17 protein-coding genes are annotated in these 14,984 nt (G+C 73.3%); 11 read left to right on the top strand and 6 right to left on the bottom strand.

All coding sequences use genetic code 11. The annotated features are described in order from the left end of the window. A partial coding sequence (locus PSH25_RS10275) for a MarR family winged helix-turn-helix transcriptional regulator (protein WP_238658805.1) occupies positions 1-385 on the bottom strand: 385 nt, incomplete at its 3' end. A gap of 5 nt (positions 386-390) precedes the next feature. On the opposite strand from PSH25_RS10275, the gene PSH25_RS10270 reads away from it, so the two are divergent. Together PSH25_RS10270 and PSH25_RS10265 are read left to right on the top strand one after the other, a co-directional pair. Continuing rightward, positions 391-1,611 (top strand): MFS transporter, encoded by a 1,221-nt coding sequence (locus PSH25_RS10270; protein WP_238658804.1) that lies wholly within the window; start codon positions 391-393, stop codon positions 1,609-1,611. Positions 1,612-1,650: 39 nt separating this feature from the next. Further along, the gene (locus PSH25_RS10265; protein WP_238658803.1) at positions 1,651-1,887 is read left to right on the top strand and encodes a preprotein translocase YidC; all 237 of its coding nucleotides are present in this window, start codon (positions 1,651-1,653) and stop codon (positions 1,885-1,887) included. Positions 1,888-1,894: 7 nt separating this feature from the next. On the opposite strand, the gene rnhA is transcribed toward PSH25_RS10265, so the two are convergent. The 3 genes from rnhA to PSH25_RS10250 are packed head-to-tail and all read right to left on the bottom strand — an operon-like array spanning position 1,895 to position 4,987. Beyond that, on the bottom strand, positions 1,895-2,368 hold the full coding sequence (gene rnhA / locus PSH25_RS10260) for a ribonuclease HI (protein ID WP_238658802.1): 474 nt from the start codon (positions 2,366-2,368) through the stop codon (positions 1,895-1,897). A gap of 10 nt (positions 2,369-2,378) precedes the next feature. Next, positions 2,379-3,677: a lycopene cyclase family protein gene (locus tag PSH25_RS10255; RefSeq protein ID WP_372492760.1), complete on the bottom strand. Its 1,299-nt coding sequence runs from the start codon at positions 3,675-3,677 to the stop codon at positions 2,379-2,381. Between the two features lie 38 nt (positions 3,678-3,715). Next, entirely contained in the window at positions 3,716-4,987 is a 1,272-nt protein-coding gene (locus PSH25_RS10250; RefSeq protein WP_238658800.1) for an MFS transporter, read from the bottom strand. A gap of 146 nt (positions 4,988-5,133) precedes the next feature. On the opposite strand from PSH25_RS10250, the gene PSH25_RS10245 reads away from it, so the two are divergent. From PSH25_RS10245 to PSH25_RS10210, 8 genes are all read left to right on the top strand, one after another. Then, positions 5,134-5,961 (top strand): ArsR/SmtB family transcription factor, encoded by an 828-nt coding sequence (locus tag PSH25_RS10245; RefSeq protein WP_238658799.1) that lies wholly within the window; start codon positions 5,134-5,136, stop codon positions 5,959-5,961. Positions 5,962-6,411: 450 nt separating this feature from the next. Next, complete coding sequence (locus tag PSH25_RS10240) at positions 6,412-6,897, top strand: hypothetical protein (RefSeq protein WP_238658798.1); 486 nt, start codon at positions 6,412-6,414, stop codon at positions 6,895-6,897. A gap of 86 nt (positions 6,898-6,983) precedes the next feature. Next, complete coding sequence (locus PSH25_RS10235; RefSeq protein ID WP_441005349.1) at positions 6,984-7,595, top strand: class F sortase; 612 nt, start codon at positions 6,984-6,986, stop codon at positions 7,593-7,595. Between the two features lie 131 nt (positions 7,596-7,726). Next, positions 7,727-8,827: a magnesium and cobalt transport protein CorA gene (locus PSH25_RS10230; RefSeq protein WP_238658796.1), complete on the top strand. Its 1,101-nt coding sequence runs from the start codon at positions 7,727-7,729 to the stop codon at positions 8,825-8,827. A 126-nt stretch (positions 8,828-8,953) separates the two neighbouring features. Continuing rightward, the gene (locus tag PSH25_RS10225) at positions 8,954-9,118 is read left to right on the top strand and encodes a hypothetical protein (protein WP_238658795.1); all 165 of its coding nucleotides are present in this window, start codon (positions 8,954-8,956) and stop codon (positions 9,116-9,118) included. Between the two features lie 23 nt (positions 9,119-9,141). After that, positions 9,142-9,558, top strand: a complete 417-nt coding sequence (locus PSH25_RS10220; RefSeq protein WP_238658794.1) for a YchJ family protein — start codon at positions 9,142-9,144, stop codon at positions 9,556-9,558. A 187-nt stretch (positions 9,559-9,745) separates the two neighbouring features. Further along, positions 9,746-10,477, top strand: a complete 732-nt coding sequence (locus PSH25_RS10215; RefSeq protein WP_238658793.1) for a hypothetical protein — start codon at positions 9,746-9,748, stop codon at positions 10,475-10,477. Continuing rightward, positions 10,474-10,860 carry a VOC family protein gene (locus tag PSH25_RS10210; RefSeq protein WP_238658792.1) on the top strand — a complete coding sequence of 129 codons (387 nt, stop codon included), beginning with the start codon at positions 10,474-10,476 and terminating at the stop codon, positions 10,858-10,860. The genes PSH25_RS10215 and PSH25_RS10210 overlap by 4 nt, the downstream gene beginning before the upstream one ends. A gap of 46 nt (positions 10,861-10,906) precedes the next feature. On the opposite strand, the gene PSH25_RS10205 is transcribed toward PSH25_RS10210, so the two are convergent. Beyond that, complete coding sequence (locus tag PSH25_RS10205; RefSeq protein ID WP_238658791.1) at positions 10,907-12,247, bottom strand: MFS transporter; 1,341 nt, start codon at positions 12,245-12,247, stop codon at positions 10,907-10,909. Between the two features lie 255 nt (positions 12,248-12,502). Further along, a complete protein-coding gene (locus PSH25_RS10200) occupies positions 12,503-13,615 on the bottom strand; it encodes a mechanosensitive ion channel family protein (protein ID WP_238658790.1) in 1,113 nt (370 codons plus the stop codon). 203 nt (positions 13,616-13,818) lie between these two features. Here PSH25_RS10200 and PSH25_RS10195 point away from each other — a divergent pair, with 203 nt between their 5' ends. Continuing rightward, positions 13,819-14,949 (top strand): peptidoglycan recognition protein family protein, encoded by a 1,131-nt coding sequence (locus tag PSH25_RS10195; RefSeq protein ID WP_238658789.1) that lies wholly within the window; start codon positions 13,819-13,821, stop codon positions 14,947-14,949. Positions 14,950-14,984 lie beyond the last annotated feature (35 nt).

The raw sequence follows: 14,984 nt of genomic DNA, 5'->3' as shown, positions 1-14,984 counted from the left end.
CGAGCTGGCCGCGCTGCTCGACGGTCAGCGGGGCGAGCAGTTCGGTCAGCACCTCCTGCCGGGCGCGCAGGGTACGGGCGGCGGCCGCCGTGCCCTCGGTGGTGAGGTGCAGGGCGCGGCTGCGAGCGTCGGCGCCGGGACGCCGCTCCACCCAGCCCTGCTCCCTAAGCCGCCGGACCAGGTGCGCGACGCCGGGCTGGGTCAACCCGAGCACCTGGCCCAGCCACTCGGCGGTCACCCCGGGCTGGTCCTTGAGGACGACGAGCGCCTCGGCGAGCGCGCCGCCGGCTCCGACGGACGCGCTGACCGACGCCCGCATCCGCGAGCCGACGAGCAGGGCGAGTGCGCCGAGCAGGTTGGGCGAGCCGTCCTCGGGTAGATTCATAAGTTGTGAATGTACCTCGTCGGGCGATGCTGCTCATCCTGTTGATGACCGTGGCGCAGCTACCGGTCGCACTGCGGCAGCTGCTCGTCGTACTGCTCGGTCACCAGAACACCGGCAGCTTCGCCGCCGCCGGGGTGGCCAGCGCCGGTTGCGGGATCGGGCTGGCGGTCACCGCGCCGCTGGTCGGCCGACTCCTGGGCCGGCTCGGTGCCCGGCCGGTGCTGCTCGCCACCGGGCTCGCCCACCTGCTCGCCCTGCTCGGCCTGGCCGTCACCACCGAACCGGTGGCCTTCGTGGCGCTGGCCACCGTGGCCGGGCTCAGCACGCCACCGGCGGTCGGCAGCGGACGCGCCCAACTGGCCCGGCTCGTCGCCCCCGCCGCGCTGGCCCGCGCGTACGCGTTCAACGCCGTCGGGCAGGAGGTGCTCTACGTGGGCGGCCCCCTCGCGGTGACGCTGAGCCTGCTGATCAGCGGGCCCACGGCCGCACTGCTCGCCTTCGCCGTGATCGGCAGCGCCGGGCTGCTCGGCATGGTCGCCGTGCTGCCGCCGCGCGAGGCCGACCGGCAGCCTCGCGCAAAGGGATCCGCGCTGCCCGGCCAAGCCACCCGTCGCACCGTCGTCGGCACCCACATCGGGTACATGATGGGCATCGGCGCCATGTGGGTGCTGGTGCCCGCGTTCGCCACCACGGTCGGGCACCCGGACCAGGCCGGGCTGCTGGTGACCATCTGGTCGGTGGGCAGCCTGGCCGGTGGCGTACTGCTGGCGAGCCGGGGACGGCCCGGCAGCCCGGCGGCGGCGTACCTGACGATGCTCGGCACGTTGGCCGCCACCTCGGTGGCGCTGCTGCTGCCGCGCAGCGTGCCGCAGATGGCCGTCGCGCTGGCGGTCTTCGGTCTCGCGCTGGCACCGTTCCTCGCCGTCACCGACGAGATCCTTGCCCGCTCCACCCCGGCGGACCGGCTCCCCGAGACGTACGGATGGTTGCAGACGGCCGGGCAGCTCGGCATCGCGGCCGGCTCCGCGACCAGTGGCGTGGTCAACGACCACCTCGGTAACACCTGGGCGTTCCTGGTGGTCGTCGGCGCGCTGGCGCTGGCGCTGATCGTCGCGCTCAGCCGTCGCCGGACGCTGCGGTTGCCGTCCGCCGCACCGCAGGTCGAGACGGTCGGATCGGCGGTCGCCGCTGGCGGGTCAGGTTTCGGCCGGGACGACGCCGGGTAGCCAGCGCCGACGCGGACCGGCATCGACGGGGGGCACGGCGTGGGCTACCGAAATCGCCAAGGTGAGCAGCCGGGCGACCCGCAGCACAGCGAGGACGAGGCCGGGCAGGCGCCGCTGGTGCAGGTCGAGGCGGACACCGAGGTTCCCGCGCCGGCGGACACCGACGCCCGGCCGGACATCGTGACCGAGCCCGACAACTCCGGCGTCGCCGGTGGTTCGTCCGGCAGCAGCGGCGGTGGCTCCAGCATGCCGGGGCACCCGGACGCGACCCGCTGACCCAGGCTCAGCGGCTGGTCAGCGCGGCCCGCGCCTCGGTCATGCCCTTGTTGGCGAGCCCGTCGGCCCGCTCGTTCTCCGGGTGCCCGTTGTGCCCCTTGACCCACAGCCAGGTGATCTCGTGCCGTTCGCAGGCCGCCTCCAGCCGCTGCCACAGGTCGGCGTTCTTCACCGGCTGCTTCGCGGCCGTCCGCCAACCGTTGCGCTTCCACGACGCCAGCCAACTGGTGATGCCGTTGCGCACGTACGTGCTGTCGGTGTGCAGCTCCACGGTGACCGGCCGGTTCAGGCTCTCCAACGCCTGGATGGCCGCCATCAGCTCCATCCGGTTGTTGGTGGTGGGCGTGGCCTCACCGCCGCACAGCTCCCGCTCGTGATCGCCGTAGCGCAGCAACGCACCCCAACCGCCCGGCCCCGGGTTGCCACTGCACGCCCCGTCGGTCCAGATCTGCACGCCCCTGCCGGCCGCCGCGTCCACCATGCCCGGCAACCTACCGGGCGCGGACCTCGTCCTCCCCGCTCGGGGGGCCGCCGCGCCGAACCGTCGGTGCCGAGCCCAGCACCGCGGGTGGGATGGCCGGCGCGGGCCGGGTGGGGCGCAGCCGGTCACGGACGCGGTGCACGGCGTCGCCGGCGGTCGCGGCGATCATCGGCACCAGCCGGGTCGAATTCATGATCGCAACCTCCTCGGCCGGGGTGGTGGCACCGTCGAGGAAGCGCAGCACCCGCTCGGCCGGGTTGCGGTCGAAGAGCCGGTCGAAGAAGTCGGGACCGCCCACCCCGCCCCGGTCCAGCGCCCGCAACGCCACCGCGTCCATCCAGCGGTGCCGACGCGGGTACGCCGGCGCGGGCACCGGCGGTCGGCCCGCGGCGAGGGCGCGGGCCACCTGGTCGGCCTGGCGGTACATGGCGGAGAAGGTGAAGCCGGTGGAGGGGCGGGTCGCACCCCCGGCGGTGCCGAGCCGGACCACGCGGGGTGTGGGCCGGGGCGGGAACGGCGCGTCGGTCATCGGGATCACCCCGTTCTCCACCTCGCGCACCCGCAGCCCGGCCGGATCCAGCCCGAGCAGATCCCGGTAGCCGGACAGCGCCGCGTCGTACCCGGCGTCGGTGAGCAGGTCCGGCGAGAACTCGGTGTACTCGACCAGGGCGTAGCGGTCGCTGACCGGCAGCACGTACCCGAACGAGACGCCGCGGGGCGGCTGTGGGGTACGGAAGTCCATCAGCACCGCCCGCGCGGGGTCGAACACCGGCCGGTCGGCCTCCAGCCACCACCCCCGAAAGTGCTGCAACCAGGTGGTTCGCCCCGCTCGCGCCGGCGGGCGGGGGCGGGAGTCGAGCACCCAGCCGGCCCGTACGGTGCGCCCGTCGCCAGTGCCCACCCGCACCCGGTCGCCGTCGTCGCGCACCGTCTCGGCGGGCGCGACGATCCGGGTGGCGTCGAGGCGACGCTCGGCGTCGGTAGCCCGGTCGTAGACCGGGCCGGAGCGGAGCATGGCGTACCGCAGCGGGGTGAGGTCCAGGACGCGGCGTCGCGCCGCCGTCGTCACCTCGACCTGCCGCCAGCTCGCGCTGAGCAGCGGGTCCAGGTCGGTGTCGGGGTGGCCCCAGAACGCCCAGGTGCGGTCCTGACCGCGTCGGCGGACCGGGTCGACGATGGCGATCCGCAGGCCGCGGACGCCGTGCCGGTCCAACGCGGCGAGCAGCAACGACGCGGCGCCGCCACCACCGAGCAGCGCGAGGTCGACGTCGAGCGGCGCGGAATCGGTCACCGCACCACGCTGCCACACTGTCGGGCCCAGCCGCGCGTCGCCACCCGACGCGCCGCTCAGGGCACCGGCGTCCGCTGCTGCAGGACCGGGGGCGGGTCGGCATAGGCGCGGGCCACCGCCGCGCGGTCGAAGACCCGCCAGGTGGCGGCGGAGACGCCGATCGCGACCACCAACCCGACCCAGTACGGCGCGGTGATGCCGAACCGGGCGGCGAGCAGACCGCCGAGCAGTGCGCCCACGCAGTTGCCACCCGCCGCGACAAAGAGGGTCGTGCTGGCCACCCGCCCCTGCAGGGTCGGTGGAGTGAGTCGTTGGCGCAGCGAGTTCGCCACGATGTTCCACAGTGCGCCGTGCACACCGAAGGCGAAGAGCGCGGTCCCGACGACGACGGTGCTGCGGGAGGCGGCCAACGCCAGGTGCAACCCCGCCTCGATGAGCAGACCGATCCGGATCGTCCAGGTGGGGCTGATCCGCGCGATGATCCGGTCGCCGGCGAGCGCGCCGAGCACCCCGCCGACGGCCATGCAGGTGAAGAGCAGCCCGTAGCCGACGGACCCGAGTCGTAGCCGTTCGGCGGCGAGCAGCACGAGCACCGCGAGCGCGGCGGTGAGGGTCACGTTGAGCAGGCCGATCAGCACGGCCATGGTGCGCAGCAACCGCTGGTCGGCCAGCCAGCGCAGCCCTTCGACGATCTCGCCGACCATCGAGCGGGTACGACGTGTGTGCGGGTCACCGACGGCGGCCCGGAAGTTCCCGCCGATAAGCGCCACCAGCACCGCGCTGAGGGCGTACGTGACGGCGTTGACCAGGAACGGGCTGCCCGCCGAGAGCGCGAACAGGAAGCCGCCGAGCGGGCCGGCGAGCATGCTGTGCATGAGGGTGGCGCCACCACTGAGCCAGCCGTTGGCCCGCTCCAGGCGGTGCCGTGGCACCACGACCGGCACCATGGCCTGGCTCGCCGCGCGGAACACGATCTCACCGGTGTTGACCAGGAACAGCACCGCGAACAGCAGCGCCACCCCGCCGCGGCCGCTGAGGATCGCCGTGGCCAGAACGCCGAGCGCGACCACCCGGACCAGGTCGATGACGATCATCAGGCGGCGCCGGTCCATCCGGTCCACCAGCACGCCGCCGGGCAGGGCGAAGAGCAGCCACGGCAGCCACGCCACGGCGGACGCCCCGGCGACCACGAGCGGGTCATCGGTACGCGACGCGACGAAGAGCGGCGCGGCGACGGTGGCCAGGCCGCTGCCCAGGGCCGACAGGGTGCTCGCCGCCCAGAGTCGGGCGAAAGCCCCGCCCAGACCAGCTCCCACGTTCCGTGTCACGGCGAGCGAACCTACCAGCGTCTCCCCTGGCGGCACGGGGATTTATCCCGCCGGCAGAGGGCCGCCCGCAGCCAGATTGACAGGCAACCTATTGGTTGCCTAAATTGGCAAGCAACCAAATGGTTGCCTGTTGCGGAGGAGGGTCGATGGACGACGCGTTTCGGGCGCTGGCCGACCCCAGCAGGCGTCGACTGCTGGACCGGCTCAACGAGCGCAACGGCCAGACCCTGCGGGAGTTGTGCGACGGGCTGGCCACCACCCGACAGGCCGTCAGCAAGCACCTGTCGGTGCTGGAGGCGGCGAACCTCGTCACCACGGTGCGGCGCGGCCGGGAGAAGCTGCACTACCTCAACGCCGCCCCGATCAACGCCATCGCCGACCGGTGGCTCAGCCGCTACGACCGCGAGCGCGCCGCTGCCCTCGCCGACCTGACCAGCGCATTGGAGCGACAACCCATGGAGAGCCCGACCTTCGTCTACACGACCTACGTCACCACCACCGCGCAGCGACTGTGGGCCGCGCTCACCGAACCGGCGTTCACCCGTCGCTACTGGGGTGGAGTCGCTCTGGTGTCGGACTGGCAGGTCGGGTCACCCGTGCTGTGGCAGGACACGCCGGATGGCGAGCCTCGCGACCTCGGCCAGCGGGTGCTCGTCGCCGAGCCCTACCGTCGCCTCTCCTACAGCTGGCACGGCTTCCAGCCCGAGCACGCCGAGCACTTCGGCTGGTCCGCCGAGGAGCTGGCCGCCCGGCTCGGTGAGCGCCGGTCGACGGTGACCTTCGAGATCGAGCCACACGGCGACCGGGTCGTTCGACTGACCGTCATCCACGACGGCTTCTCCCCCGACAGCGAGATGCACCGGGCGATCAGCGGCCAACTCGACGGCAGCGGCGGCTGGCCGGAGCTACTGGCCAGCCTCAAGACCCTGGTGGAGACCGGCGAGCCGATGCCCGAACCGACCCCTGCCGGCTGACCCGAGCGCGCATCCGGCGCACCCCGGTCCAAGAACCGCACAACTTCAGGGATGTAGTGGCCTCCAGAGCGCGCGAGGCACCTACATCCCTGTTCTTGTGCGGATCTTGGACTCCCCGTTCTTGTCTGGATCTCGGACCGGCCTGACGGCGGAGCACGCCAGCCAGGTGGTGCATTTCCGCCGTCTCCGGCAATACCTCGCCATCGACCCAGCGACGACAGCCCGACCGGATGGACATCGATGGGAGCACCGGTGCCGGCCGGGCCGTCCGGGCCTTTCCGCAGCTCTCCCCGCCTTCGGGTGGACACGTGACGGCAACGAGGATTTCTCATTTTCACCTGATCGAGGATCCAACCCACCTAGTGTTGGGCACACCGGTGCTAGTCACGGAGTTGGCCACCCGAACGACGTCCCACGCAGTCAGCGGACGAAAAGTGAGGGAAGACGCGTATGAAGGTCTCAACAGCACTCTGCTCGGCGGCGCTCGGCGTGGGCCTCGGCACGCTCCTGCTGCCAGGCGCCGCACTGGCCGACACCACGGTGTCACCGGCCACCACCCCGGTCGGTGGGACCGTCGTGCTCACCGCGACGACCTGCAACCCGAAGTCGGGTGACGCCATCTTCCGGGTCACCGGCCCCAACCGCGACCAGAACGTCCGGTCCACCACGGCCGCCGCCGGCGGCGGGCTGAGCGCCGAGCTCTTCACCGCCGGGTTCACCCTGGGTACGTACACGGTGGCGGCGACCTGCGGCGACGGCAGCTCGGCCGGCACCGCCACGTTCACCGTCACCCCGATCGGCGCCGCGCCGGCCGGCTCCGGCGGCGACGACCGTGACACCGGCGCTCTCGCCGCCGGCGGCACGCTGCTCGGCACCGCCCTCGCCGGCGCGGTGATCCTGATCCGCCGGCGCCGTCCGGTGTCCACTGTCGCCTGATCGGCGACCGTTCCATCCCTGAGACGGGTGCCCGCGCCGGTGACACCGGCGCGGGCACCCCGACGATCCCGTACGGAGGTGCACAGGTGTGGTGGCGGCGGACCCTACCGGCCGTGGTCGCCCTGCTCGGCGTGACCGGGCTCGGGCTGATCACCGTCGGCCTCACCACCGACCCGGCGCGGCCACCACGACCGTCGGCCGACGCGCCGACCCGCACCCACCCCGCACCGGACCTGGCGCCGCTGCCACCCGCCGCGCCGGTCCGGGTGCAGATCCCGTCCATCGACGTCCGCGCCGACATCGTCCCCGTCGGCGCGGACGCCGCCGGGGTGCTGGAGGTGCCGCCACTGGACCGGCCCACCCTCGCCGGCTGGTACCGGCACGGGGTCAGCCCCGGCGAGACCGGCAACGCCGTCCTGGTGGGACACGTCGACTCACCGTCCGGCCCGGCGGTCTTCTTCGACCTCGGTCGGCTCCGCGCCGGGCAGCAGGTGCAGGTCACCCGCGCCGACGCACGGGTCGCCACGTTCACCGTGGACGACGTCCGCGCGTACCCGAAGGAGCACTTCCCCACCACCCTGGTCTACGGGCCGGCGGACGCCGCCGGGCTACGCCTGATCACCTGCGGCGGCCGGTTCGACGCCGCCACCGGCAACTACGTCGACAACGTCGTCGTCTTCGCCACCCGCACCGCCTGAGCCGGACCGCCCGCCTGCGCCACCCGCACCGCGAGTCACCGCCCCGCTGTCGGGAGCCGGACCCTGCTCGGCAGAATGCGGTGGCACCATCCCTGATCGGGGTGGCGCGCCGGGCGACGGGGAGGCACGTGGTGGATCAGCGACCGGTACGGGACCGGGCCGGTCGAGGCGTACGCGCCCTGGCCCGCCGACTGCTCGGACGGGTCGAGGACGAATCCCCCAACCCCCGCCGGTCCAACCCGGACGCCGTTGTCGACTGCGCCGTCTACGTCAACGGCCGCCGGGAGCCCGGCCAACGGCACTACGCCGACGCGTACGCCCGGGCGCGGCACGGCCGCGACGCCTTCGTGTGGCTGGGACTGCACGATCCGGGCCCGGCCGTGCTCGCCGCGGTCGGCCAGACCTTCGGCCTCGACGAGCTGACCGTCGAACAGGCGCTCGCCGACGGGCACCGACCCACCGTGCAGCGCCACGGGCCGGTCACGCTGCTGGTCCTGCGCACCGCCGGGTACGTGGAGCACGACGAGCTGACCGACACCTCCGAGGTGATCGACACCGGGGACGTCATGGTGCTGCTCGGTGACCGCTTCGCCATCACGGTGCGGCACGGCGCCGCCGGGGCGCTGCGCAGCGTCCGGGCCGACATCGAGCGCCGCCCCGCGCTGCTGGCCGCCGGCCCGTGGGCGGTGGCGTACGCGGTCTGCGCCCGCATGGTCGATTCCTACCTGGAGGTGGCCGGGCACGTGGAACGCGACCTGGAGCGGGTCGAGGAGGCGGTGTTCGCCCGCGACCGTACGGCCGACATCCAGCACATCTACCAGCTCAAACGGGAGGTGGTGGAGTTCAAGCGGGCGGTCCTGCCGTTGCAGGCGCCGATGCGCACGCTGCTCGAACCCGACGGTCCGCCCCGCGCCCTGCACCGCTGGTTCGTCGACGTCGACGGCCGGCTGAGCCGGGCGGTGGACCGGGTGGCCGCGTACGACGACCTGCTCACCTCGATCGTCCAGTCACGGCTGGCGCAGCTCGCCGTGGAACAGAACAACGACATGCGCAAGATCGCCGCCTGGGCGGCCATCGCGGCCACCCAGACCGGCATCGCCGGCATCTACGGCATGAACTTCGACCACATGCCCGAGCTGGCCTGGCGCTACGGCTACGCCGGGGCCGTCACCCTGATGGCGGCGGCGGCTCTGTTCCTGTACCGCCTGTTCCGCCGCTCCGGCTGGCTGTGAGGCCGGCGGGCCGGCTGAACTGACCGAGGGCTAACCTCGCGCGGGTGATGTGGCAGCGGTACGTGGCGCGCCGCACTGGCGTACACGGCGGGTCTGCCCGGGTTCGACGACTCCTGGACGCTGCCGTTGCCGCCGGCACCACGGCGGCGCCGGGGTGAGGTGTTCGGCGCCGAGCTGGCCTGGACCCGCCGGCACCTGCTGCCCTGGCTGACCCGGCATCTGCGCGGCCGGTCGTCGGGCGACGACAGGGTGGCCAAGCGGCCGGTGCCGCTGCCGGTGCCGCTCGACTAGGGCCGGTGCGGCAGGATGGCGACGTGGGTAAGGGTGCGGGACGTCGGCGGCCGAACGCGACGACGGGACGGGTGTGCCCGTGCGGCTCCGGGCGGGCGTACGCGGACTGCTGCGCCCCCGCGCACGGGGGCGACGCCCCGGCGACGGCCGAGGCCCTGATGCGCTCCCGGTTCAGCGCCTTCGCCCTCGGCGACTCCGGTTACCTGCTGCGCAGCTGGCACTCCTCGACCCGGCCCACCTCCCTGAAGCTCGACCCGGGGCAGCGGTGGACCCGACTGGAGATCGTGGAGACCGAGCGGGGCGGCCTGCTCGACACCGCCGGCACGGTGACGTTCCACGCGCACTACCGGGACGCGGGCCGGCCCGGCACGTTGACCGAGCACAGCCGGTTCGTCCGCGAGGACGGCCGGTGGGTCTACCTCGACGGTGACCAACCCTGACAGGTGTTTGGGCTAGGATGAGATCGGCGTAGTCCCGCGCCGCACCTCCCTCCCGGCGCTCACGCCGCCGGCAACGCGGAGGCAAAGGGGGCCTGGAGCCCTCGGGACGTGGTGCCACATGCCCCACTCCGGCGGGGTCGACGGGAGCGTGAGTCCCGGTGACCGTGCCGTTGACCGGGAGCATGTGATGACCACCCAGAGATCGTTCAAGGCCCGGGTCCGGACCCGGATGGAGAAGACCGGCGAGAGCTACACCACGGCCCGCCGGCACCTGATCAACCGGGCCGCCGAGCCGGCTTCGGTCGCCGCGTCCCCTCCAGCGCAGACCGAACCCACCGCCGCGCCCCCTGCCGCCGCAGCGCAGACCGAGCGGATCGCCGACGACCTGATCCGCGCCCGGACCGGCCGCGGGTGGGCCGAGTGGTTCGCCCTGCTCGACGCCGCGTCCGCCACCGGGTGGACGCACACCCGTATCGCCCGTCACCTGGGCACCGAACACGAGGTGCCGGGTTGGTGGGCCCAGACCGTCACCGTCGGGTACGAGCAGGCACGCGGCCTGCGCGCGCCGGGTCAGCGACGCGGCGGTGGCTTCGAGGCCAGCGCGAGCCGGACGGTGGCCGTGCCGGCGCGGCGACTGTTCGAAGCGTTCGCCGACGAGACGGCGCGCGCCCGCTGGCTGCCCGACGTCGAGGTACGCGTCCGCACCGCCACCGCGCCGCGCAGCTTCCGGGCCGACTGGGCCGGGGGCCCCACCCGGATCGTCGTCGGCATCGACGCTGTCGGCGAGTCGAAGGCCCGGGTCAGCGTCCTGCACGAGAAGCTGACCGGAGCCGAGCAGGCCGCGGAGCTGAAGGCGTACTGGCGGGAACGGCTCGCCGCACTGAAAGCACTGCTCGAAACGGACGGAGACCACCGATGACGATGACGTTCATCAACCTGCCGGTGCGCGACCTGACGACCGCGACCGAGTTCTACCGGGCGATCGGCTTCACCAGCGACCAGACCGAGCCGGAGGGCGACAGCATGGTGCTCACCGTCTCCGACACCACCCGGCTGGTGCTGCACCTCCGCTCGGGCTTCGAGGCGTACACCGGGGTCGCCACGACGGACACGGCGACCAGCCGGGAGGTCGTCGTCGGGCTGTCGGCGTCGAGCCGGGGGCAGGTCGACGAACTGGTCGACCAGGCGGCGGTCGCCGGTGGGGAGTCGCTCGGGCCGGGAATGGCAAACGGGCCGATGTACATGCGCGGCTTCCGGGACCTCGACGGCCACCAGTGGTCGTTCATCCACATGGCCGGCTGACCGTGCGGCCCGGCGGCGGCCGGAGGAGGCCGCCGCCGGGCCCCGGTCACTCCGAGCCACCCGACACAGCCGCGGCGACGTCGGCGGGCACGGCCGTCTGGCGCCGGCGGCGGGTCAGCAGCACCAGCGCCACCACGAGGTACGCCCCGGCGGTCAGCGCGAACGCCACCGCGTTGCCGGCCGCCGTGGCGAGCAGGCCATAGCCGGCGTACGTCACGATGATCAGCACGTCGGTGGCCATCCCGGCCAGCGAGGTGACGGTGGCGCGGCTGCTGCCGGTGATCCGGGCCTGGAGCCGCGCGTCGGCCAGCACGGTGGCCAACTGCGCGGCGCCGAAGGCCACCGCGAGCAGCACGAACCCCGCCGGGTGCCGGAGCAGGGCACCCGCGGCCAGCGCGACGCCGACCAGCCCCAGCAGCGAGGCGTAGCCGCGGCTGCCCAGCCGCTCCCCCGCCGGGGCGAGCAGCCCACCGACGGTCACCCCGGCCCAGAGCAGCAGGAGCAGCAGGGGTACGGCGTGCGCCCCGACGCCGGTGTCCAGGGCCAGCAGCGGGGTGTACTCGTCCAGAGCGCCCCAGTCGGCGGCGACCACGGCCACCAGCAGCACGGCGGCCCGTACCGGCGGGCGGGTGCGGACCTGCGACACCCCGTCCCGCAGCGTGTCCCACCAGCCCAGGTCACCATCGTCGTCCGGGCTCGCGGGCGGGACCGCGTCCGGCTCGTCCTGTCGGGGTGGCGCGGCGCCCACCGACCGAGCGGCCATCGCCGGCTCGGCAACCGGAACGCGCACGGCCCTCGGCGCGCGGTGTTCCGGTAACCGGGTGGCGACCATCGTGGCGAGCAGGCAGGCGAGCACGCTGGCCGCGCCGACCGCCGGGTAGCCGCCGGCGGCGAGCACCGGGCCGGCGAGCACTCCGGAGACCACCACGCCCAGCACACCCGCCGTCCGCGCCCGCCCGAGCACCCGGGCGTACCGGCCGACCGCGCCGAGCCGTTCCAGCTCGGTCCAGACCAACGCCTCCAGGGCACCGGAGACCAGTGCGCCACCGGCGCCCCAGAGCAGGAAACCGACCGCGAACGCCGGGTACGACGGCAGCAGCACCCAGAGTGCGAAACCGGCGGCGGCCACCAGCGGGGCGAGGCACAGCAGCAGCCGACGGGACAGCACGTCGGCCCAGGCGCCGGAGGGCACCTCGAACAGGATGCCGGCGGCCGACCAGATGACGAAGAGCGACGCGATCTGCCCCACCGACAGCCCGGTGTCGGCGAAGAACACCACGTACAGCGGGTAGAGCAGGACGAGGTCGCTGAGGAACGCGTACCCGTAGAGGGTCGCCGTCAGTCGACGGATCGCCGGGTCGGGCACGCGCGAGGCGATGGAGATCATGGGGCCTTCCCGTGGGAGTGGAGACGGACACCGGAGGTGCGGTGCCCGTGGCGGCCCACGGGATCGGCCTACGCCGCTGGATCAATGTCGCCAGGTCATGCCCGCGATGCTAGACAACAGGCACGGTCGCGGCCAGCGCTTTCGGCGCGCCGAGCAGCGCGCACCGTGCCGGGCGAGCGGGGCGGGGCGGGGCGGGTGACAAACGAGAGGCGGGGCGGGATCAGATCGATCCCGCCCCGCCGCGTACCGCTGGTGTCAGCGCCGTTCCACCGGCGGAATGACGGTGGTGGTCTCGCTGTCGTCGCTGGTGCGCTGCCCGGGCACCGCACGGTCGGTGCCGCCCGTTACCACCTGGGTCGTGTCCGGATCGGCGCCGGTGCCCACCACCTGCGTGACGTCCGAACCGGCCGAGCCCCTGACCACCTGGGTCGTGTCGTCGGTCGCGGGGGGCCGGGCCGGCGTCGGCGTAACGTCGTCGACGGCGCTGCGACTGACCGCCTCCGTGGGGTCGGAACTGACCGGGAAGCGGACGACCTGGGTGGCGTCGGCGTCGGCCGGTCGGGTCACCACCTGGGTGGCGTCGGCGTCGGCCGGTCGGGTCACCACCTGGGTGGCCTCCGGGTCGCTGCTGGGAGCCGACGCCCGCGCCAACTCGGCCTCGGCGTCGCGGCGGCCGGCCCGGTACGCCTGGGCGTGCTCGGCGATCAGCTGCGACTCCTGCTCGGCGCGGGTCAGCCACGACTCCCAACGACTCTGCATCGGACGGATCAGGCCGCCGCCGACACCGACGACGAGAATGCCGCCGATCGTGGCGAGCACGGCGACCAGCACGGGAGTGGTGACCGCGGTGGCCACGCCGATCTGGTTCAGCGCGGCGATGACGCCGAGGCCGAGGATGAAGACCGACGCGATGGTGGCCAGCACCCGGCCGTACGACAGGCCGCCGAGCGCGCCGCTGATGATGTCCTTGACCGCGTTGGCGATGGCGGCGGCGACCACGACGATGACGATCGCGACGAAGGCGCGGGGCAGCCACGAGATCACCGCGCCGAGCAGGTCGGAGATCGGGTTCGGCCCCCAGATGCCGAAGGCGAGCTGGAGGGTGAACAGCAGCACCGCGTAGTAGACGAGCTTCGCGACGATGTCACTGGCGTCGTACCGGGAGCGGCTCAACGCGCGGCGGATGCCGCCGCGTTCGACGGCGCGGTCGAAGCCCACCCGTTCGAGGACCTTCTCCACGATCTTCAGTACGGCCTTGGCGATCAGCCATCCGGCCACCAGGATCGCCAGGAAGGCGACGGCCTTGGGCAGGAAGAGCATCACCGAGCGGAGAGCGTCGCCCACCGCGTCGCTGACGTTGTCACTCATCTGGTCATTCCTTAAGGGGCAGCCGGAACGGTCAGCCCCGGACCTACCCCCGACCCGAGGCGCGGAAACGCCGACCAGGCCAGGTGCAGTCGACGTCGGGCGCCCTCTAGCGCGCGGGCGAGTTTTGGCAATATTCTCCGGAGTACGTGCGGCCACTGGAGCTACTTTTCATCCCCCCGCCGTCGGCCGCAGGAGGAGATGCAATGCACGTCGACCATTCCGAAGTGGATCGCCGGACGCTGCTGCGGGCCGGTCTCGGCGCCGCCACGGTCGCCGTCGTCGGGAGCGAACTGGCCTTCCCGGGCCCGGCGCAGGCCGCGCCGGGAACCGACCTGGACTGGATCATCAGCTGTGACGAGTGGGCCGCCCGCCCGCCGAAGGACCCGCTGTCGGTGAGCGCCATCGCCACCAACAAGATCATCGTGCACCACATGGCGTTCCCGAACGTCACCGACTACTCGCGTGAGCAGGCGGTCAAGCTGGCCCACGACTGCCAGGACCTGCACATGGACGGCAACGGCTGGTCGGACACCGGCCAGCACTTCACGGTGAGCCGCGGCGGCTACGTGCTGGAGGGCCGCCGGGGCAGCCTGGAGCGCCTCGAAGCCGGCGACCGGCAGATGATCTCGGCGCACTGCCCGGGTGAGAACGGCCGGGCCATCGGCATCGAGAACGAGGGCACCTACGTCACCGAGACTCCGCCCGAGGCGTTGACCGACTCGCTGGTCAAGCTCTGCGTCGCGATCTGCCGGCAGTACGGGCTGCACGCGCACGACATCTTCGGCCACTGGGACTTCCGCACGACCCAGTGCCCGGGCGCGGCCTTCTACCGGCAGTTCCCCGAGCTGCGGCGGCGGGTGCACGCCGCCCTGGGCACCAAGCTCGGTGACGTGCCGGCGCGTCGCTGGCCGGACCTGTGGCGCTTCGTCAACTCCCCCTCGGTCCGGGTGGTGCAGCACCTGCTCGCCTACCGGGGCTACCCGGTGACCGTCAGCGGCACCTTCGACGCCGCGACCGTCGCGGCCGTGCAGGACTGGCAGGCCCGCAACGGCATCGCGGTGGACGTGGACGCCACACTCACCCCGCCGACCTGGGAGACGCTGGCGCCGGAGCTCGACCAGCACGCCGCCGGAGCGCCGGTCACGGCCGTGCAGGAGATCCTGGCCACCAAGGGGTACGCGGTCGCCGTCACCGGGGCGTACGACCACGCCACCCGCAGGGCGGTGCAGGACCTCCAGGCGCTGCACGGGCTGCCCCGCAACGGCAAGCTCAGCACGAGCACGTGGTGCACGGTCGTCGGCGGGTCGGTCCGCGAGTCGTTCCGGCACCACTGAGCCCGCGGTGGCGGTGCGGGCCGCACCCGCACCGC

The sequence above is a fragment of the Micromonospora foliorum genome (genome assembly GCF_022229015.1).
GTDB classification, from domain to species: domain Bacteria; phylum Actinomycetota; class Actinomycetes; order Mycobacteriales; family Micromonosporaceae; genus Micromonospora; species Micromonospora foliorum.
Note: the sequence above shows the minus strand (reverse complement) of the source record. Positions and strands in the feature narration are given on the sequence as shown.